The sequence below is a fragment of the Bradyrhizobium sp. UNPF46 genome (genome assembly GCF_006658625.1).
Classification (GTDB): Bacteria; Pseudomonadota; Alphaproteobacteria; order Rhizobiales; family Xanthobacteraceae; genus Bradyrhizobium; species Bradyrhizobium nitroreducens.
On sequence record NZ_LFJB01000054.1, the window covers coordinates 19,999 to 39,181 of the forward strand.

Consider the following 19,183-nt stretch of genomic DNA (forward strand, 5'->3'; position numbering starts at 1 on the left):
CGGACGCCGCAAGCGGCGTCCGAACCCCTCTTTCCCATTCACATGGACGCGCGCACGCCGCGCGAAGACACATCATGAAGACGTTGCGTCTCCTGACGATTCTCGCTCTCGGCGGTGGCCTCGCCTTCGCTTACTGGTCCTCGAACGACGGACGCTGGTCCGTTCATGCCGAGGTGTCCCCGGCTGCGGCCCAGGCGGAGCGAACTCCGCTCTACTATCGCGATCCCAGCGGCGCGCCGCTGTGGTCCGCCGGTCCAAGGAAGGACGACCGCGGCCGCGACTATCTGCCGGTCTACGACGACGATCAGGTGGCCGCGGCGGCTCCGAAGCCGGCGCAGGTGGAATCATCGCGAAAGATCCTCTATTATCGCAATCCCATGGGCCTGCCCGACACCTCGCCGGTGCCGAAGAAGGATCCGATGGGGATGAACTACGTCCCCGTCTACGAAGGCGATGACGCCGACGACGGCACGGTGAAGCTGTCGCCGGGCAAGATCCAGCGCACCGGCGTGAAATCCGAGCCGGTCGAGCGCCGCGCGATCCGCGTGGCGGTCAAGGCGCCCGGCACGATCCAGCTCGACGAGCGCCGCGTGTCGGTGATCGCGATGCGCGCGGAAAGCTTTGTGCAGAAGGTCGCCGACGTCACCACCGGCACGCGCGTGAAGGCGGGTCAGCCGCTGATGGAGATCTACAGTTCGGCCGTCGCCTCCGCAGCGGCCGAATATCTCGCGACGATCACCTCCAAGACGGTGGGCGGCGTCGAGGTCTACGGCCGCGGCTCGCGGCAACGGCTGGTCAATCTCGACGTCCCCGAATCCGTGATCGCCGAGATGGAGCGGACGCGCGTCGCGCCCGTCACCATCCATTGGTCGGCGCCGCGCAATGGCATCGTGCTCGAGCGCAACGCGATCGACGGCATGAGGGCCAATCCCGGCGACGTGCTGTTCCGGATCGCCGACACCTCGGTCGTCTGGGCCCTGGTCGACGTTGCCGAACGCGATCTCGGCAATGTCGCGGTCGGGCAGTCCGTGGCGGTGCGCGCGCGGAGCTTTCCCGGCCGCGTCTTCAGCGGCAAGATTGCCGTCGTCTATCCGCAGGTGAACCGCGACACCAGGACGGTGCGCGTCCGGATCGAGCTTGCCAATCCAGATGCGGCGCTGCTGCCGGACATGTATGTCGATGCCAACATCGACACCGCCGACGCCGCGCCCGTGCTGGTGATCCAGGACAGCTCCGTGCTCGACACCGGCACGCGCCAGGCCGTTCTCGTCGACAAGGGGGAAGGGCGCTTCGAGCCGCGCGAGGTGAAGCTCGGCCGGCGCGGCGGCGGTTACATCGAGGTGCGCGACGGGCTCGCAGACGGCGAGGCCGTGGTCACATCCGCCAACTTCCTGATCGATGCGGAAAGCAATCTCAAGGCCGCGCTCAAGGGCTTTGCCGAGGCCGCGCCTCCAGCTCCCGGACCGGACCATGCGACGGGAGAGCACAAATGATCGCCCGCATCATCGCCTGGTCGGCGCGCAATTTGCTGCTGGTGCTGTTCGGCACCGGCTTTGCGGCGGCTGCCGGTCTCTATGCGCTCGTCCATCTGCCGCTGGATGCGATCCCGGATCTCTCGGACACGCAGGTCATCGTCTACACCGAATATCCCGGCCAGGCGCCGCAGGTGATCGAGGATCAGGTCACCTATCCCCTGACCACGGCGATGCTCACCGTGCCGAAATCGAAGGTGGTGCGCGGCTTCTCCTTCTTCGGCGTGTCCTTTGTCTACGTGATCTTCGAGGACGGCACCGACATCTACTGGGCCCGCTCGCGCGTCCTGGAATTCCTCAACGGCGCGGCGTCGCGGCTGCCCGCCGGCGTCAGCCCGACCATCGGGCCCGATGCGACCGGCGTCGGCTGGGTCTACCAGTACGCGGTGGTGTCGAAGGAGCTGAACCTCGCCGACACCAGGACGATCCAGGACTGGAATCTGAAGTTCGCGCTGGCCAAGGCCGAAGGCGTCGCCGAGATCGCGAGCATCGGCGGCTTCGTCAAGCAGTACAACGTGGTGCTCGATCCGCAGCGGATGCGCGACCGCGGCATCAGCCTACAGAAGATCCGAGACGCCATCCGCGCCAGCAACGCCGATGTCGGCGGGCGCACCGTCGAGCTCGCCGAGTTCGAATATGTCATCCGCGGCAAGGGCTATATCAAGAGCATCAACGATCTCGGCAACATCGCGCTGAAGACCAGCAACGGCACGCCGGTGCTGCTCCGCGACGTCGCCCATGTCGAGCTCGGGCCGGACGAGCGCAGGGGCATCACCGAGCTGAACGGCGAGGGCGAGGTCGCCAGCGGCATCGTGCTGCAGCGCTTCGGTGTCAACGCGCTCGACGTCATCGAGAACGTCAAGAAGCGCTTCAAGGAGATTGCGAGCAGCCTGCCGAAATCGGTCGAGATCGTGCCTGTCTACGACCGCTCCAGCCTTATCTACGCCGCCATCGACACGCTCAAGCATACGCTGTTCGAGGAGAGCGTCGTCGTCGCGCTGGTCTGCATCGTGTTCCTGCTGCATGTCCGCAGCGCGTTGGTCGCGATCCTGATGCTGCCGGTCGGCGTGCTGATGGCGTTCGGCGCCATGAAGCTGCTCAGTCTCGGCTCGAACATCATGAGCTTAGGGGGCATCGCGATCGCGATCGGCGCCATGGTGGATGCCGCCATCGTGATGATCGAGAACGCCCACAAGCATCTCGAACGCGCCGGGCCCGATCAATCGCGCGTGCAGACCCTGATCGATGCCGCCTCCGAAGTCGGGCCTGCGCTGTTCTTCAGCCTGCTGATCATCACCGTGTCGTTCATGCCGATCTTCACGCTCGAATCGCAGGAGGGGCGGCTGTTCAGCCCGCTCGCCTTCACCAAGACGTTCTCGATGGCCGCGGCGGCCCTTCTGTCCGTGACGCTCGTGCCGGCGCTGATGGTGATCTTCGTCCGCGGCCGGATCGTGCCGGAGAGCCGGAACGTCATCAATCGTTTCCTGATCTGGATCTACCGTCCCGTCATCAAGGGCGTGCTCCGCGCCAAGACGCTGGTGATCCTGGCCTCGGTCGCCGTGCTCGCCGTCACGACGTGGCCGGCAAGCCGGCTCGGCACCGAGTTCATGCCGACCCTGAACGAGGGCACGCTGCTCTACATGCCGACCACGCTGCCCGGCATCTCCGTCACCAAGGCCGCCGAATTGATGCAGACGCAGGATCGCATCATCAAGTCGTTCCCCGAGGTCGCCTCCGTCTACGGCAAGGCGGGACGGGCGGCGACGGCGACCGATCCGGCGCCGACCGAGATGTTCGAGACGGTGGTCAATCTGAAGCCGAAGGAGGCTTGGCGCCCCGGCGTCACCATCGACAGCCTGATCGCGGAGATGGACAAGGCGCTGCAGTTTCCCGGCGTCTCCAACGCCTGGACCATGCCGATCAAGGCCCGCATCGACATGCTGTCCACCGGCATCCGCACGCCTGTCGGCGTCAAGGTCATGGGCACCGACCTCGTGGAGATCGACCGGCTGGCGCGGCAGGTCGAGCGGGTGATCAAGACCGTCCCGGGCACGTCGTCGGCCTACGCCGAGCGCGGCATCGGCGGCTACTATCTCGAGATCGTCCCGGATCGCGAGGCGCTCGCGCGCTACGGCATCCTGATCCAGGACGTGCAGGACACCATCGCCGCCGCGCTCGGCGGCCAGACGGTGACGACCACCGTGGAAGGCCGCCAGCGCTTCACGGTGAACATGCGCTATCCGCGTGACCTCCGCGACAATCCCAAGGCGATCGCTGGCGACATCCTGGTGCCGATGCCGGCGGGCGGCGCCGTGCCGCTCGGCGAGGTCGCCAAGGTCGAGCCGGCGCGCGGACCGACCTCGATCCGCACCGAGAACGGCCAGCTCGCGACCTACATCTATGTCGACATCCGCGATCGCGACATCGGCAGCTACGTCGCCGACGCGCAGCGCGCCGTGACGGAGAGCATCCAGTTCCCCGCCGGCACCTATGTGGTCTGGAGTGGCCAGTACGAATATCTGCAGCGCGCCGCCGCCCGCCTGAAGATCGTCGTGCCCGTGACGCTGACGATCATCTTCCTGCTGCTGTACCTGAACTTCAGGGCGCTGACCGAGACGCTGATCGTGATGCTGTCGCTGCCGTTCGCGCTGGTCGGCGGCATCTGGATGATGTGGTGGTTCGGCTTCAACCTGTCGGTGGCGGTCGCCGTCGGCTTCATCGCGCTCGCTGGCGTTGCCGCCGAAACCGGTGTCGTGATGCTGATCTATCTCGATCACGCGCTCGCCGAGATGAAGGCAGGGCGCAGCGCCGAGGGCCGCGCCGCCACCCGACGCGACCTCCACGACGCCATCATGGTGGGCGCGGTCGAGCGCGTCCGTCCCAAGATGATGACCGTGGTCGCCATCATGGCCGGCCTGCTGCCGATCATGTGGAGCACCGGTGCGGGATCGGAGATCATGCAGCGCATCGCGCTGCCGATGATCGGCGGCATGATCTCGTCGACGCTGCTGACGCTGGTCGTGATCCCCGCGATCTTCGGCCTGGTGAAGGGGCGGGGGCTGCCTGATGGCGAGCAGCCGGCGCTTGCCGAGGAATGTTTGGTCGAACGAGGGTACGGCATGCATGCGCCAGAAGCCGCCGAGTAGACGACAAGCCCGATGCAGAGACCGAACCCAGGCATCTAAGCGGACTTTTCAGCGAGAACACGATCGAGGCGCAGTCGGTGCCGATGATCGGTAAGAAGACGAGCGCCTCCCAGCACCGCAGCGAGAGTTCCCAATCCGGTCCCGCCGGCGATCAAGAACATGATCAAGAGCTGATATTTGACGGCGTCGATCGGTTCGACGCCTGCGAGGATTTGGCCGGTCATCATTCCCGGCAAAGAGACAAGGCCGATCGCGGCCATCGCGTTGATGGTCGGCATCAGTCCGCTCCGCATCGCATCGCGCAGGACAGGCAGCAGCGCCTGGTATCGCGTCCCGCCAAGAGCAAGGCTGGCTTCCACGGCGGCCCGTTCACGCACCAAGCCATTGGTCAGCGCATCCAGGCCCAGACTTATTCCAGTCATGGTGTTGCCCAGGATCATGCCCAGCAATGGCAGCGCATAGCGCGGATGATACCAGGGATCCGGGCGAAGCTCCGTCAGAAGCGAGAAAATCGTGACGGTACCGGCCGCGAGCAGCGTGCATCCGGCGCCCAAGCCATAGGTCCACATACCTGGCAGGCGCCGCTTTTGCCGCGCGATGATCTCTCGTGATGCGAACAGAACCATGATGCAGGCAGCGAGGGCGGTCCAGAGCAGCGAGACTGCGGCAAACAGGAACGTCAACACGTATCCGACGAGCACCAGCTGAACCACCATCCGCACGGTCGCAATAGCCAGTTGTCTTTCGAGCCTGAGTCGGAGAGCAAGTGAGAGAGTGCCGTCCATCACCACAAGAAGTGCGGGCAGGACCAGATCACCGTAGGCCAGCTGGATGTAAGTCACGGCCGGTTGTCCCCGATGCGACCGTCGGCGCTCATCACGAATATCCTTGACGCAACACGGCTGGCCTGGGCGCTGTCGTGAGTGCTCCAAACCACACTCGTTCCATTCGCAATGCGTTCGGCGATCAAGGATTCCACGGCCGCCGTCGATGCCGAATCGAGTGCCGACGTCGGCTCGTCCAGGAGAAGAACCCGCGACCGCAGCATCAGCGCCCGTACAAGTGCCAACCGTTGGCTCTCTCCGGTCGAAAGCCTTTGGACCGGCCAGGGACCGCAACTGCTGGGCAATCCCAATCTCGTGACCAGAGGGAGCGCATCGTCCCATCCGCTGAAGTGATCCTGCACGATGTCTGACCACCAGCCCGGCTCGGCAGCGAGGTAGGTGACTCGCTTTCGCCAGGCGGGGGCGGGCATTGCCTCCCTGAGCGTTCCGTCGAGCGTGACCGTGCCCTCGTTGGGATCGAGATCTGCGATGGAGCGCAGCAGCAGGGTCTTCCCGACGCCAGAAGGGCCCTGCAGGGCGACGCATTCGCCGTCCTGCAAGTCGAATGAGACAGAGATGTGCAAACGCCTGAGTGCGCGGACCGTCAGCATGTGTCAGAGCTTGCGCTGCAGCCGATCGGCAACCCGCGCGGCGATCTCCGCCGGCGCTTCGTCCGGGTAAGGATACACCGAGCTGACATTGATCTCGCCGAGTACATAGCTGTCTGTCCCGTCGGGAAGGACCGGACCAAGCATGAAGTCGGCGTCCCAGATCATCGGCAGGTCACCTCGCGCGATGTCTAGCAACGCGGTCAGCTGCGGTGTCCACTCCTCTTCCATCAGGCGACGCAGCCGCTGGAAGCGCGGGTCTGCGTTGGACGTGTACAGCCGCGGTCCGGCCTCGGAACGTGCGGCCGGCGAGTCGACCAGGGCTTTGACTTTGTGGTGGCCGAAGCCGGCGCAGCGATCACTTGCCATATAGCAGCGCATCACACCTTCGCTCAAGCGAGGCTGGAACGGCTGATCGATCACGCTGCCGCTTTCGAAATACTCGGCGCAACGGCGGACAAAATCATCCAGCGCCAGTTCCTCGGATCCGTCCCTGGTCGCGTCAAGCACCCTGATCATCGGGGAGCCCGGCAGCCTCTCGACTTTCCAGACGCCCTGACCGCCGTTGCCCCGGTTGCGCTTGATCACCCGCGGCCCGGTGGCGAGACGTGTCGGCAACTCGGCGCGCATGGCCGCGGCGGTTTGATATAGAGCCGTGTCGCATCCCCACCCCATCGAGCGGGTACGATAGAGGACCTCCTTGGTGCCCATCTTGAGAATGACGTCCGGATGAGCGCTGACCCACACGCCGCGTGCGGCGACGTCTCGCAGCAGCGCGTCGAGATCGGCGCGATTTCGACCGTCTTGAATAGGGTTAACCCAGACCAGCACCCCGTCCGCCGCGAGCAACTGATGCCGCACCTCCTCAGCGAAACTTTCATCGTAGATCGCGGGGCGCGCCTCGATGCCGAGTGCGGCGAGGGCTTCGAAGAGGTGCACGAAGCGGCTGTTCCGCGGGTTGGCGTCCTGGCGCGCTGCAGCGTCGCCGCGCGAGAGAATGGCCACGGAAGGTCGAGAAGAGGGCTGTCGTTCGGTATTCATGCGCAAGCTCCACGGATGGCGTGCTGCGCAGAGCTTGGACCGAGGCCTCACGGGGAGTCTGCTTTGTCCCCACGCGAGGAACAATAATGCGACCGTCCGCGCGTTTCAAGACGGCGGTCGGCGCTCTGTTCCCGCCGTGAACCCTTTGCGATGCTGGCTGGCGATCGGCAGGCTCGCTCTGGGCACATGCCGGTTGACAGCCTCCGGGCCTAGGGTTTCTATTTGCGGACCGGGGACGGGCGATCTCCCCGTGAGGCGACAAGCCCAAGCATCGCGTCCTGATCACCAAGGGCGCAGCATGCCATTATATACCCCCGATACATCCGACGCATTGTCCCGGCCTCGGCACGACGCCTGCGCCGATCGCACCGGTGCGTGCGCGTTGCTGCGTCCGTCCGGGCATCAAGCCGGGATGTAGAGGCAAGATCGCGAGACCGACTTCGCCTGGGGCAGGGACATAACCAGGAGAACGATCATGCAACCATCAACAATCTTCAGCACAATTCTATTGCTTGCGCTCGCAGTCGGGCTGACGAGCGCATACGCCCTCACGCAGGAAGAACTCGTCGCCAGGATCCAGGCGGCCGGCTACGCGCAGGTCAGCGACATCAAGGCGACCGCCGAGGGTATCACGGCCAAGGCGGTGAAGAACGGCAAGGCGGTGACGCTCGTCGTCGACAGCAGCGGCCAGGTCAAAGAGCGACACTGAGACGAGGCCACGATCTCGCAAAATGAGCTCAAGGGAGCATATCCATGCGAAAGACAATCTTGGCGCTGATGGGGATCGGCGCGTGCTATTTCGCGAGCGCTCACGCGCAGGGCATCGACTGGCAGCAGGTCGACGAAACGCTGGGCCGCAAGCCTGTCGTCGCGGACGATGTCCATCGCTACGGCTTTCCCCGCACCGATCTCTCCGTGACCTTGGACGGGGTGACGATCAAGCCTGCGCTCGCGCTCGGCGGCTGGGTCGCGTTCAAGCCCGCGCATGGCGGCGCGATGGTCATGGGCGATCTCGTGCTGCTCGAGACCGAGATCAATCCCGTCATGGCCAAGATGATCGCGAGCGGTCTTGCGATCACCGCCGTGCACAATCATCTGCTGCGGGCGAGTCCGGCCACGTTCTACATGCACGTCGCCGGACACGGAGACCCCGCCAAGCTGGCCTCCGCGATCCATGACGCGCTTGCCGAAAGCAGGACGCCGCAGACGGTCGCGGCGCCGGCGACCCCGGCGCCGCCGATCGATCTCGATACGGCCAGGCTCGAAGAGATCATCGGCGTCAAAGGGCAAGCCAATGGCGGCGTCTACCAGTTCAACGTCAAGCGGCGGGACCCGATCACCGAAGACGGCATGCCGCTGACGCCGGTCGCTGCGATGGGCGTTGCGATCGCCATCAATTTCCAGCCGACCGGGGCAGGCAGGGCTGCCATCACCGGTGATTTCGTGCTGACCGGCGACGAGGTGAATCCGGTCATCGTGGCGCTGCGCACGCACGGCATCGAAGTGACGGCGCTGCACAGCCACATGCTGGATGAACAGCCGCGGCTGTTCTTCATGCATTTCTGGGCCAATGACGACGCGATCAGGCTGGCGAATGGCCTGCGTGCCGCGCTCGACAAGACGGCCAGCACGAAGAGCTGAGCAGGCCGCCGCTATCTGCGACCCTTGGCGGGCGCGCCGCCCTCGCGGGGTGAGATGTGGCGCACCTGATCGAGGTAAAATGAACCATCAACCAGCGGCGCCCAGCCGGCGGAGGGAAACTGTCGAGCTCTCGCAACGATTGTTCTCGATAAGCCGACGTCCGCGAGCAACCGGTCGTCCAATTCGAGCAGCTCGTTGTATTGGCGGTGCCGTGTTATTTCGTTCAGGAGAGCGAGCGGCAATCTCCAGAACCATCTGAGATCTGGAGAAGGGCCGTAAGTTGCGCCGGATGTATCGATTGAGGCAGTGGTGCTGCCGCAAGACATGTTTCACCTCCAAAACGGAGCGAAACAACGCTTGGCTCGAGAGCTGATCGGGCGGTTGTATGTGGCCCGAAACCAATCGCTAACATGCTCCGCCTCGGCGCACAAGCGACCCGGCAGCGTGCGATCCGATACTGGTGATGTCTTCCGCTGAATATCGCACTGACGTGTGAACAGGCTCATACGATCGACCGCAGCTCGCTCCTATCGTTTCGGCCGCGCCACGGTGCAATTCTTAGCGCTTCTCCGTTTGCCCCGGGAATGCCCTCTGGCGCCGCCGACCCCTGTGGAACGTAAGGCGGCCTGACCGAACGTCGGATCTGCTGCGGCATTAGCGCCTCGAAAGGAGCTTTCCCATGCTGACCTTTCTTCAACACGACCCTTCCATCCCCGTCGACATACAGGACACGGATTTCACGCGCGATCTGCTCGGCAGATACGTGTGCAGCACAATCGACGAGGCGGTGAACAACGGCGGGAGACCGTTCGACGTCGTGGTGATTGGCGCCGGGATGTTCGGCGCGTATGCGGCCAACAGGATCTATCGTAAGGGTGCCGACCAGAACCTTCGGGTGCTCCTGCTTGATGCGGGAGGCTATCTTGCCCCGACGCATGTGCAGAACATGCCGCATCTCGGCCTGAATGCGCCGGACACCGTCTTGGTAACACGCAATGATCAGGATCGCGGTGCGCGCAACGGTGTCTGGGGCATTCCTTGGCACAGCAACGAGCCGTTCACCGGCCTCGCTTACTGCCCCGGAGGACGCTCTCTATTCTGGGGCGGCTGGGCGCCGCGGCTCATGCCGGCCGACCTCGCGATGTGGCCCAATGACGTGCGCGCCTTTCTGACGGCGACCTACCCCGACGTGGAGCGCGAGATCGGCGTGCAGGACAAGGCGGACTATCTGTCGGGCCCGCTCAATACGGCGCTCAACGCGCAGTTGCAGGCGGTGGCGTCAGGCACGAGCGCGATCATGCCTGACGTGACGTTGGACGTCGTCGAAGAAGCTCCGATCGCGGTACAGGCGAGCGCCCCGGGCCCTGGGCTCTTTTCGTTCGACAAGTTCAGCAGCGGCCCCTTGCTGCTCGAAAGTATCCGGGACGATATCGCCAGGCGCTGGACGTTGAACGATAACTCGCGGCGGCGCTTCTTCCTCGTTCCAAGGTGCCACGTGATACGGCTACGCAATAGCGGAGGCAAGGTCACCGGGATCGACCTGACCTACAATGGTCAGTTTCGATCGCTTTCTGCTCCGTCCAACCTCAGCCCCGATTGTCAGGTCGTGGTCGCCGCGGGAACGATCGAGACCACGCGATTGGCCATCGAGTCGTTTCCCGTGACGCGTGGCGCCTACAGCATGGGTGCCAATTTCATGGCGCATCTGCGCACGAATCTCACGGTGCGTGTCAAGCGCAGCGCGCTTGGGCTTGCCGCGGCCACAACGCTTGAACAGGGCGGCGCGATCGTGCGCGGCGAGATCAGGAATCCGGACGGAAGCAAACGGCGCTATCATGTCCAGGTGCTGGCATCGGCCGAGAAGGGACAGAATCCGGAAGCGACGATGTGGACGATGGTGCCCGACATCGACCTCTTGCGAAACCTGCTTTCCAACGAGGATCCCGACTGGGTGGCTATCGTCTTCCGCGGCCTGGGAGAGATGAACGGCGACAGGACGGCCGGCCCGGGCGGCACCACGAGTTTCGTCAATCTGACCAATGCATCCGACCCGCTTCAGAACGATGGCATGAGCGCGCGTGCGTGGGTCAATTTCACGCCGACGTCGAATGACCGTGCGGCATGGGTCAAGCTCGCCGCCGCAGCCGTCGAGCTGGCCAAACGGCTCGGCAAGACCGCCGGAGACGTCGAATATTTGTACAACGGCGGTTGGCAGAGCGCACCTCCACCTGATCCGTTTGCTGTCACCAAGGACCAGCTCGGCAACACCCATCATGAAGCGGGCACGCTGTGGATGGGCGACGACCCGTCCACGTCGATTACAGACCCCACCGGAAAATTCCATCATATCTCGAACGCCTACGTTGCCGGCCCTGCCTTGTTCCCCACGGTCGGCTCCGCGAACCCGTCATTGACGGGCCTTGCGCTCGCGCGTCTGACGAGCACGGCGGTGGTTGCGGCATTGACGCCGGCGCTTTCGGCGCGTTCCAAATCGCTGTACGCCGGGAGCCTGGCGGACTGGCAGATGTCGGGAGCCGGAAGCTTCCTTCAGGTGTACGACATCCTCGAGTCCGTCGGGGGGCCCGGCTTGCTCTGGTACACGCGCGAGAGCTTCTCCGACTTCGTGCTCGAGCTCGAATGGCAATACGCGAACCGCACCGACAACTCCGGTGTGTTCATCCGCGTGCCGAACTTGAACAGCTCGAATCCAAACGATTGGACGGCCGCAATCGACCAGAGCTACGAGATCCAGATCGATCCGCGCGGGTACAATTCCGAAACGGCCATGGAGAACGATCCGTTGCGCAGCACCGGCGCGATCTACAACGTCAATGCGCCGATCCGCACCGATGTTGCGAAGGGCCCCTGGCAGTGGAACACGTTCGTCATCGAGGCGGTCGGCAGCCGCATCAAGGTGACGCTGAACGATGTGGTGGTGAACGACTTCACCGATCCCAGGCCGAGGTCCCTGCGCGGTCACGTCGCGCTGCAAAACCACCACGATGGTTCGAAGGTGCAATTCCGCAACATCCGCATCAAGGCGGTGGTGCCGGGTGTCACTGAGTTGCCCGTCGCCAGGGTCGCTTAGTGTCTTCAGGCCCCACGCTGGCGGCCGCTGGGTTCGCGATCGCGACGGCGTGGGGCTGGTCGTGGCTGAAAGGCAGATATGACCGGCCTTGTCTGTCCGAGCCGGTGATCATGCCCCGCCGCTACGGCTGCGGAGGATAGCGCTCGAACGTCGGCAACTCGTGCGCGTGCTCCATCCAGCGCAGACGCTCGGCGACCTGGATGTGCATCGCCGGCGGCACGGCCTCCGGATCATCATAGGTCGCGCTCTGGACGTCGATAACGCCGGGCATCATGCTGGTATTGACGTAGAACAGGCCGGTTCCGCAGTCGCCGCAAAAGTGCCGCCGAGCGTGTTCCGAGGAGTGGTACACCTTCGGCTCGCCCTTGGTCACCTTGACGGCGCCGTCCGCATACATCGTCCAGCCGACGACCGGCGCGCCGGCGTGGAGCCGGCAATCGCGGCAGTGGCACAGCGCGTGCACGATCGCCTCGCCCTCGACCTCGTAACGGATGGCGCCGCAGTGACAGCCGCCGGCGATGGTACTCATGCGTTCCTCCCGATTGCAGGCCGGTTCGGTGGACCGATAGCTCTCGAGACTGGCGGCTTCAATGGCGCGATCGATCTTCGATTGCGTCCTACTGTCGCGTGACAGCTCCCGCCATGACGGCCGCGCCTAGCGCGCTTCGATCACTTCGCCGTCTTCCTTGACGAACCGGCCGACCGGGCTATCCAGCAGCTCGATGACGGCTTCGGAGGGGCGGCACAATCGCGTACCCTTCGGCGTCACCACGATCGGGCGGTTGATCAGGATGGGATGCGCGAGCATCTGATCGATCAGCTCGTCATCGCTCCATTTGGGATCGTCGAGGCCGAGGTCGCGAAACGGCGTGCCTTTCTCGCGCAGCAGCGCGCGGACGGAAATGCCCATCGCCTTGACGAGCTCGACCAGTTTCTCGCGGGATGGCGGCGTCTTCAGATATTCGATGACGACGGGCTCGACGCCGCTCTGCCGGATCATCGCCAGCGTGTTGCGCGAGGTGCCGCAAGCCGGGTTGTGATAGATCGTGACGCTCATGACCGGGTCTCCGCGCGTTACCGACGTGCCTCGACGGCCGTCGGAACCTGACTGCTGCCCGCCTCATACCATCCCCGTGTCGCCTTGACGATGCGGACGACGGACAGCATGACCGGGACTTCGACGAGCACGCCGACCACGGTGGCGAGCGCCGCGCCGGAGTCGAGGCCGAACAGGCTGATCGCGGCGGCGACCGCCAGCTCGAAGAAATTGCTGGCGCCGATGAGGGCGGCCGGAGCGGCGACGCACCAGGCCACGCCGAACCGTCGGCTCAGCCAGTACGCCAAACCTGCATTGAAATAGACCTGCACCAGAATCGGCACGGCGAGGATGGCGATGACGAGCGGCTGCCGGACGATCTGCTCGCCCTGGAAGCCGAACAGCAGCACCAATGTCGCGAGCAGCGCAACCAGCGACAGGGGCTGCAGCGTCCGCATGACGCGGTCGAAGCTGTCGCCGCCGTTTCGCAGCAGCGCCTTGCGCCACAGCTGTGCGACGATCACGGGAACCACGATGTAGAGCAGAACGGAGAGCAACAATGTGCCCCAGGGGACACTGATCGAAGCCACGCCAAGCAGCAGTCCCACCAGCGGCGCGAACAGGAACACCATGATCACGTCGTTCAGGGCGACCTGGCTCAGCGTGTAGTGCGGCTCCCCCTCGCACAAATTGGACCACACGAACACCATCGCAGTGCATGGGGCTGCCGCCAGCAGGATCAAGCCGGCGATGTAGGACGAAATCTGCCCGGCCGGCAGCCATGGTGCGAAGAGGTGGCCGATGAAGAAGGAGCCCAGCAGCGCCATCGAGAACGGTTTGACGGCCCAGTTGATGAAAAGGGTGACGCCGACGCCGCGCCAATGCTGGCGCACCTCGCCGAGTGAGCCGAAGTCGATCTTCAGCAACATGGGCACGATCATCAGCCAGATCAGCACGGCGACCGGCATATTGACCTTGGCGACCTCGGCAGCTGCGACCATGCCGAAAAAGCCGGGCATGACGTGCCCCAGTGCCACGCCGACGACGATGCACAGTGCAACCCACAGAGTGAGGTATCTTTCGAAGATGCTCATGGTCACGCCACGTCGTTTCTGCCGGATGTTGCGCCGTCGGAGCGGCCGATCTCGCGCAGCCTGGTGCCGAGCGACAGCTTGTCGATGCTTCTCAGCGGCAGATTCACGAAGGTGTCGATCCGATTTTTGAGATAGCGGAACGCGGTGACGAACGCCGCCTGCTGTTCCAGTTGCGATCCCTCTGCCGCGGCAGGATCCTCGATGCCCCAATGCGCCGTCATCGGCTGGCCGGGCCAGATCGGGCATGCTTCGCCTGCGGCGTTGTCGCAGACGGTGAAGACGAAATCCATCACCGGCGCATCAGGCGCGGCGAACTCCAGCCAGCTCTTCGAGCGCATGCCGTCGATCGGGTAATCCATCGCCTGCAGCGTGCGCAGCGCCAGCGGATGCACCGCGCCTTTCGGCGTGCTGCCGGCGGAAAACGCCCGAAAGCGGCCGGCGCCGTCCTTCCACAGGATCGACTCGGCCAGGATCGACCGCGCCGAATTGCCGGTACAAAGGAACAGCACATTGTAGATCTGGTCAGGCACGGCTTCGCTCCTTGCGTTTCGGCGAGCAGCAGGATTGCAGCGTCTCGACGACGGGATTGCAGACCTCCGGCCGTCCGCCGCAGCAATCGCGCAGCAGGAACAGCGCGACGTCGCGGAATTCGTCGAGATTGGCCCGGTAGACGACCGAGCGGCTGTGCCGCTCGGAGGAGACGAGGCGCGCCCGGCTCAGGATCGCCAGATGCGCGGAGAGGGTGTTTTGCGGCACTTCGAGCAGCCGGGCGAGGTCGCCGGCGGCAAGGCCGCCGGGCACGTGCCCGACCAGCGTCCGGAATGCTTCCAGGCGGGTCGGCTGGGCCAACGCGGCGAGGGCGAGGACGGCGTCTTCTGTTTCCATATATCCAGATTTATGGATTTATGGCGGCGGCGTCAATATGAATCTCATCGGCTCTTTCATTCCATAATTCGAAGATTCTAGAAATATGGTTTGACAGGGAGCGGCAAGCAGGGCACCGTGGCGTCATGAAGATCGACGACGCAGCTCAACGTCTGGAGGCCCTGGGTAACCGCACCCGGCTCCAGATCTATCGCGCCCTGGTCCGGGCCGGACACGCCGGCATGCCTGTCGGCCGCCTGCAGGAGAAGCTGAAGATCCCGGCGTCCACGCTGTCGCATCACATCAAGGCCCTGGTTGCGGTCGGGCTGGTCAGCCAGGTCCGGGAATCGACGACGCTGATCTGCCACGCGAATTTCGATGCGATGCGGGGGCTGGTCGCCTTTCTGGCGGCGGAATGCTGTGCCGACGAAGCCGGATGCAAGGGCGCGCAAACGGCGGCGTGATTTTTTTGCGGAATTATTCGATTGTTCTGGAAGTATGGGAGAAGTCGGAATGAACGCCAAGACGGTTGCCAAGACGGTCGCCATCATCGGAGCCGGGCCGGTCGGCCTCGCCGCGGCTGCGCACGTGCTCGAACGCGGCATGTCTCCGATCGTGCTCGAGGCCGGCCCTGAAGCCGCGCATGCGGTCCGTCAGTGGCAGCATGTCCAGCTGTTCTCGCCGTGGGAATACAATGTCGACAAGGCGGCATCGCGCCTGCTCGCGCCGACGGGATGGAATTCGCCGGACCCTCATTCCTATCCGACCGGCGGCGAGCTGATCGAGCGCTATCTCGCACCGCTCGCGACACGCACGGCATTGCGTGAGGCGATCCGCACGTCGAGCCGGGTCACGGCGATCAGCCGCGCCGGCCTCGACAAGGCGAAGACCAAGGGCAGGGAGCAGGCGCCGTTCGAGATCCGCTATCAGAACGGCAAGGGGCTCGAGGTGTTGCGCGCGGATGCCGTGGTCGACGCGTCAGGCACGTGGTTCACGCCAAATCCCGCCGGCAGCAACGGCTTGCCTGCGATCGGCGAACGCGAGCGCGCGGGCCGCATCGCCTATGGCATGCCGGATGTGCGCGGCGCCGATCGCGCCCGCTATGCCGGCAAGACCGTTGCCGTGCTGGGGGCCGGCCATTCCGCGGTGGGCACCCTGATCGATCTCGCGCAGCTTGCGGGCGAGGTGCCCGGCACGCAGGCGATCTGGCTGCTGCGTGGCGACGATCCGGCCAAGGCGTTCGGCGGCGGCCGCAACGACAAGCTGGCCGCGCGCGGCGCGCTGGGCTCCGCCTTCGCCGCGCTCGTGGCCGCCGGCAAGATCAAGGTCGAGACCGGATTTGGCGTGACGCATCTCTCGGACTCCGAGGGCCGCCTCGGCGTTTCCGCAGGCTCGCGCAGCGTGGTGGCGGACGAGCTGGTCGTCTCGACCGGCTTCCGTCCCGATCTCTCCTTCCTGTCCGAGCTGCGGCTGCGGCTCGATCCGGCGATCGAGGCTCCGGTCGCGCTCGCGCCGCTGATCGATCCCAACGAACATAGCTGCGGCACAGTCCGGCCGCACGGCGCGCGCGAGCTCGCGCATGACGAGCCGGGCTTCTATCTCGCCGGCATGAAGTCCTATGGCCGCGCGCCGACCTTCCTGATGATGACCGGATACGAGCAGGTTCGCTCCATCGCCGCCGACATCGCCGGCGACAAGGCCGCTGCGGCCCGCGTCGAGCTCGCGCTGCCCGAGACCGGCGTCTGCACGCGCGGCGGCGTCGAGGCGGCGGATATCGGATGCTGCGGCGGTCCGGCGAAAGAGGAACCATCCGCCTGCTGTGCCGCCGATGAGACGGCCAAGAAGGCGGGTCGTGTGGGGGGCGGCTGCTGATGACGCCGGTCCCAGCGGGCCGGTTGGCGGGTCCGCTCGCCATTGTCCTCGCGCTCGGAACTGCGCAGACCATTGCGTGGGCGTCGAGCTACTATCTCCCTGCTATCCTGGCGGCGCCGATTGCGCGTGAACTCGGTCTCGCGCCGACTTATGTCTTCGGGGCGCTCTCCGGAGCGCTCGTCATCTCCGGTCTGCTCGGCCCGCGCGTGGGGCATGCCATCGATACGTTCGGAGGGCGCGGCTTGCTTGCCGTCTCGAACCTCGTCTTCGTGGCAGGCTTGCTCCTCCTGTCCGTGGCTCACGGCGTGGTGGTGCTGATTGCAGCCTGGGGGCTGCTCGGGATCGGCATGGGCATGGGCCTTTATGAAGCGGCCTTCGCGACGCTCGCCCGCATCCACGGCAGCAACGCGCGACGAAGCATCACCGGCATCACCCTGCTCGCGGGTTTCGCAAGCACCCTCGGCTGGCCCCTGACGACGTGGCTGGCCTCAGCGTATGACTGGCGCGTGGCCTGCCAGGTGTGGGCGGCGATCCATGTCTGTCTGGCGCTGCCGCTCAATCTGTCGCTGCCGCGCGCCGTTCCGTTGGACCTGCAGCCCCAAGCGGATCCGCTCGCGGGGCAAAGATCCGGACGACAGAGCGAGACGTTCGCGATGGTGCTGCTGGCCTACATGTTCGCGGCAGCAAGCTTCGTCAGCTCGGGCGTCTCTGCAATTCTGCCGACCATGCTGGTTGCGTTCGGCGCGACGCCGGCGCAGGCTCTGTTCGCAGGTGCCCTGGTCGGGCCCGCGCAGGTCGGTGCCCGCCTGCTGGAAGCAGGATGGCTCGGCCGGTTTCATCCACTGCTGTCGGCACGGCTTGCCATGCTGATGAATCCGATCGGTGTGGTTGCCCTGGTCGCGGGCGGCCCCTTCCTCGCATCGACCTTCACGGTGCTGTATGGCGCAGGCAACGGCATCATTACCATTGCCCGCGGCACGCTTCCGCTGGCGCTGTTCGGGCCGGCGGGCTTCGGCAGGCGTGTCGGCATGATCTCACTGCCTTCGCGGGCCACGGGCGCGCTCGCGCCACTCGCGCTCGGGGTGATGGTGGAGCATTTTGGCAGCAGCGCGCTGTGGATCAGCGCGCTATTCTCGATCTCCGCGTTCTTCGCGCTTCTGTTGCTACGCGCAGACGAGACGAGATAGGGACTGACGGGAGGGGAGCATTCGAAGCCTGAGTGGTCGATCGCTGATTGCGGTGATGTGCATCGGTCAGGTCGGCAATCTGCTGCCGCATGTGACGCTGTCCGCGAACCTCGCGCAGCACCTGATGCCGGCCTGGGGACTCTCGGCGGCCGAAGGCGGGCTGATGGCGAGCGGCTATGCGTTCGGCTACATGCTCGCGGTGCCCGTGCTGACGACCTTGACCGACCGCATCGATGCGCGCCTCGTCCTGCTCTGGGGCTCGATATTGAGCGGACTCGCCACCATCGCATTCGGCGTCTTCGCGCAAGGCTTCTGGTCGGGGACTGCGATCTGGTCCATTGCGGGGCTCGGATTTGCCGGCGCCTACATGCCGGGCCTGAAGGCGCTGACGGACCGGCTTCCCGCCGGCGACACCTCGCGGGCGGTGACGCTGTACACGTCGAGCTTCTCGGTCGGTGTCGGTGTCTCGTTCCTGGTAGCGCAACTGGTCGCGGACCGCTGGGGTTGGCGCGCCGCTTTTCTCGTGACCGGCTTCGGCCCCGTCGCAATGGTCGCCGCGTGTCTTCTGATGCAGGGGCAGCGGCCCGCGCCCAAGGCAGGACGGCTGTTGAACTTCGCGCCCGTCTTCGCCAATCGGGAGGCGCTCGGCTACATCCTCGGTTACGGCGCGCACTGCTTCGAGCTCTACGGCATTCGTACCTGGCTGGTCGGGTTCTGGACCTTCGTCGTCGCGCATCAGGGCGGGCCGTCCTGGATGACGCCCGTGCTGATGAGCTTCTGCTTCGCGGTGATCTCGATGCCCGCCAGCATCCTCGGCAACGAGGCCGCGCTGAAATTCGGACGGCATTGTGCGATCACGGTGGTGATGATCGCCTCGGCCTGCGTTGCGCTGGTGATCGGCCTCAACGCAACGGCCCCGGCCTGGGTGCTGGCACTGCTCTTGATGATCTACGGCCTGACGGTGCCGGCTGATTCCGGCGCGTTGACTGCCGGCATGTCGGCTGCGGCCGTCTCCGAGCATCGCGGTGCGACGCTGGCCCTGCATTCCACGGTTGGATTTGGACTGTCGGCCGCCGGCGCGTGGGGCACCGGCGTCGCGCTCGACATCGCCGGAGGACCGCAGAGTGCGGGCGGATGGCTCCTGGTGTTCATGGTGCTCGCGGCCGGAATCGCGCTGGGGCCGTTGGCGCTGCTGTGGGCGCGGCGAGCCGGTGCCGAGGGCGTCGCGCGGCGGACGCGATGACGTCGCC

Annotated in this window: 18 protein-coding genes; 9 read left to right on the forward strand and 9 right to left on the reverse strand. The window is 65.2% G+C overall.

Annotated elements, in window-relative coordinates; translation table 11 throughout:
• Positions 1-74: 74 nt before the first annotated feature.
• Together UNPF46_RS21610 and UNPF46_RS21615 are read left to right on the forward strand one after the other, a co-directional pair.
• On the forward strand, positions 75-1,493 hold the full coding sequence (locus UNPF46_RS21610) for an efflux RND transporter periplasmic adaptor subunit (RefSeq protein WP_142251348.1): 1,419 nt from the start codon (positions 75-77) through the stop codon (positions 1,491-1,493).
• Positions 1,490-4,678 (forward strand): efflux RND transporter permease subunit, encoded by a 3,189-nt coding sequence (locus UNPF46_RS21615; protein ID WP_142251349.1) that lies wholly within the window; start codon positions 1,490-1,492, stop codon positions 4,676-4,678. The genes UNPF46_RS21610 and UNPF46_RS21615 overlap by 4 nt, the downstream gene beginning before the upstream one ends.
• A 35-nt stretch (positions 4,679-4,713) precedes the next feature.
• Here the strand turns inward: UNPF46_RS21615 and UNPF46_RS21620 are convergent, their stop codons facing one another.
• The 3 genes from UNPF46_RS21620 to UNPF46_RS21630 are packed head-to-tail and all read right to left on the reverse strand — an operon-like array spanning position 4,714 to position 7,151.
• Positions 4,714-5,520 (reverse strand): ABC transporter permease, encoded by an 807-nt coding sequence (locus UNPF46_RS21620; protein ID WP_142251350.1) that lies wholly within the window; start codon positions 5,518-5,520, stop codon positions 4,714-4,716.
• On the reverse strand, positions 5,517-6,113 hold the full coding sequence (locus UNPF46_RS21625) for an ABC transporter ATP-binding protein (RefSeq protein ID WP_142251351.1): 597 nt from the start codon (positions 6,111-6,113) through the stop codon (positions 5,517-5,519). The genes UNPF46_RS21620 and UNPF46_RS21625 overlap by 4 nt, the downstream gene beginning before the upstream one ends.
• Positions 6,114-6,116: 3 nt before the next feature.
• Positions 6,117-7,151, reverse strand: a complete 1,035-nt coding sequence (locus UNPF46_RS21630; RefSeq protein ID WP_142251352.1) for a Cj0069 family protein — start codon at positions 7,149-7,151, stop codon at positions 6,117-6,119.
• A 475-nt stretch (positions 7,152-7,626) separates the two neighbouring features.
• Between UNPF46_RS21630 and UNPF46_RS21635 the strand changes: the two genes are divergently transcribed.
• Together UNPF46_RS21635 and UNPF46_RS21640 are read left to right on the forward strand one after the other, a co-directional pair.
• Positions 7,627-7,860, forward strand: coding sequence for a hypothetical protein (locus UNPF46_RS21635; RefSeq protein WP_142251353.1), 234 nt, complete (start codon positions 7,627-7,629; stop codon positions 7,858-7,860).
• Between the two features lie 44 nt (positions 7,861-7,904).
• Positions 7,905-8,792 carry a DUF1259 domain-containing protein gene (locus UNPF46_RS21640; RefSeq protein WP_142251354.1) on the forward strand — a complete coding sequence of 296 codons (888 nt, stop codon included), beginning with the start codon at positions 7,905-7,907 and terminating at the stop codon, positions 8,790-8,792.
• Between the two features lie 11 nt (positions 8,793-8,803).
• Here UNPF46_RS21640 and UNPF46_RS38640 read toward each other — a convergent pair whose 3' ends face one another.
• Positions 8,804-9,118, reverse strand: coding sequence for a YjiS-like domain-containing protein (locus tag UNPF46_RS38640; RefSeq protein WP_142251355.1), 315 nt, complete (start codon positions 9,116-9,118; stop codon positions 8,804-8,806).
• A 353-nt stretch (positions 9,119-9,471) separates the two neighbouring features.
• Between UNPF46_RS38640 and UNPF46_RS21650 the strand changes: the two genes are divergently transcribed.
• A complete protein-coding gene (locus tag UNPF46_RS21650) occupies positions 9,472-11,880 on the forward strand; it encodes a 3-keto-alpha-glucoside-1,2-lyase-like domain-containing protein (RefSeq protein WP_142251356.1) in 2,409 nt (802 codons plus the stop codon).
• 121 nt (positions 11,881-12,001) lie between these two features.
• On the opposite strand, the gene UNPF46_RS21655 is transcribed toward UNPF46_RS21650, so the two are convergent.
• The 5 genes from UNPF46_RS21655 to UNPF46_RS21675 form a co-directional block, all read right to left on the reverse strand.
• Positions 12,002-12,409: a GFA family protein gene (locus tag UNPF46_RS21655; RefSeq protein ID WP_142251357.1), complete on the reverse strand. Its 408-nt coding sequence runs from the start codon at positions 12,407-12,409 to the stop codon at positions 12,002-12,004.
• A gap of 126 nt (positions 12,410-12,535) precedes the next feature.
• Complete coding sequence (gene arsC / locus UNPF46_RS21660) at positions 12,536-12,937, reverse strand: arsenate reductase (glutaredoxin) (RefSeq protein ID WP_142251358.1); 402 nt, start codon at positions 12,935-12,937, stop codon at positions 12,536-12,538.
• Between the two features lie 17 nt (positions 12,938-12,954).
• A complete protein-coding gene (gene arsB / locus UNPF46_RS21665) occupies positions 12,955-14,010 on the reverse strand; it encodes an ACR3 family arsenite efflux transporter (RefSeq protein ID WP_142251359.1) in 1,056 nt (351 codons plus the stop codon).
• 2 nt (positions 14,011-14,012) lie between these two features.
• Complete coding sequence (locus UNPF46_RS21670) at positions 14,013-14,540, reverse strand: arsenate reductase ArsC (RefSeq protein ID WP_142251360.1); 528 nt, start codon at positions 14,538-14,540, stop codon at positions 14,013-14,015.
• On the reverse strand, positions 14,533-14,895 hold the full coding sequence (locus tag UNPF46_RS21675) for an ArsR/SmtB family transcription factor (protein WP_142251361.1): 363 nt from the start codon (positions 14,893-14,895) through the stop codon (positions 14,533-14,535). The genes UNPF46_RS21670 and UNPF46_RS21675 overlap by 8 nt, the downstream gene beginning before the upstream one ends.
• Before the next feature lie 125 nt (positions 14,896-15,020).
• On the opposite strand from UNPF46_RS21675, the gene UNPF46_RS21680 reads away from it, so the two are divergent.
• Genes UNPF46_RS21680 through UNPF46_RS21695 form a run of 4 tightly spaced genes read left to right on the forward strand, consistent with a single transcriptional unit; the run spans position 15,021 to position 19,176 of the window.
• Positions 15,021-15,338 (forward strand): ArsR/SmtB family transcription factor, encoded by a 318-nt coding sequence (locus UNPF46_RS21680; protein ID WP_100177674.1) that lies wholly within the window; start codon positions 15,021-15,023, stop codon positions 15,336-15,338.
• A gap of 49 nt (positions 15,339-15,387) precedes the next feature.
• Positions 15,388-16,746 carry an NAD(P)-binding domain-containing protein gene (locus UNPF46_RS21685; protein ID WP_142251362.1) on the forward strand — a complete coding sequence of 453 codons (1,359 nt, stop codon included), beginning with the start codon at positions 15,388-15,390 and terminating at the stop codon, positions 16,744-16,746.
• The gene (locus tag UNPF46_RS21690) at positions 16,746-17,933 is read left to right on the forward strand and encodes an MFS transporter (RefSeq protein WP_142251363.1); all 1,188 of its coding nucleotides are present in this window, start codon (positions 16,746-16,748) and stop codon (positions 17,931-17,933) included. The genes UNPF46_RS21685 and UNPF46_RS21690 overlap by 1 nt, the downstream gene beginning before the upstream one ends.
• Before the next feature lie 55 nt (positions 17,934-17,988).
• Positions 17,989-19,176, forward strand: coding sequence for an MFS transporter (locus UNPF46_RS21695; protein ID WP_142251364.1), 1,188 nt, complete (start codon positions 17,989-17,991; stop codon positions 19,174-19,176).
• Positions 19,177-19,183: the final 7 nt, after the last annotated feature.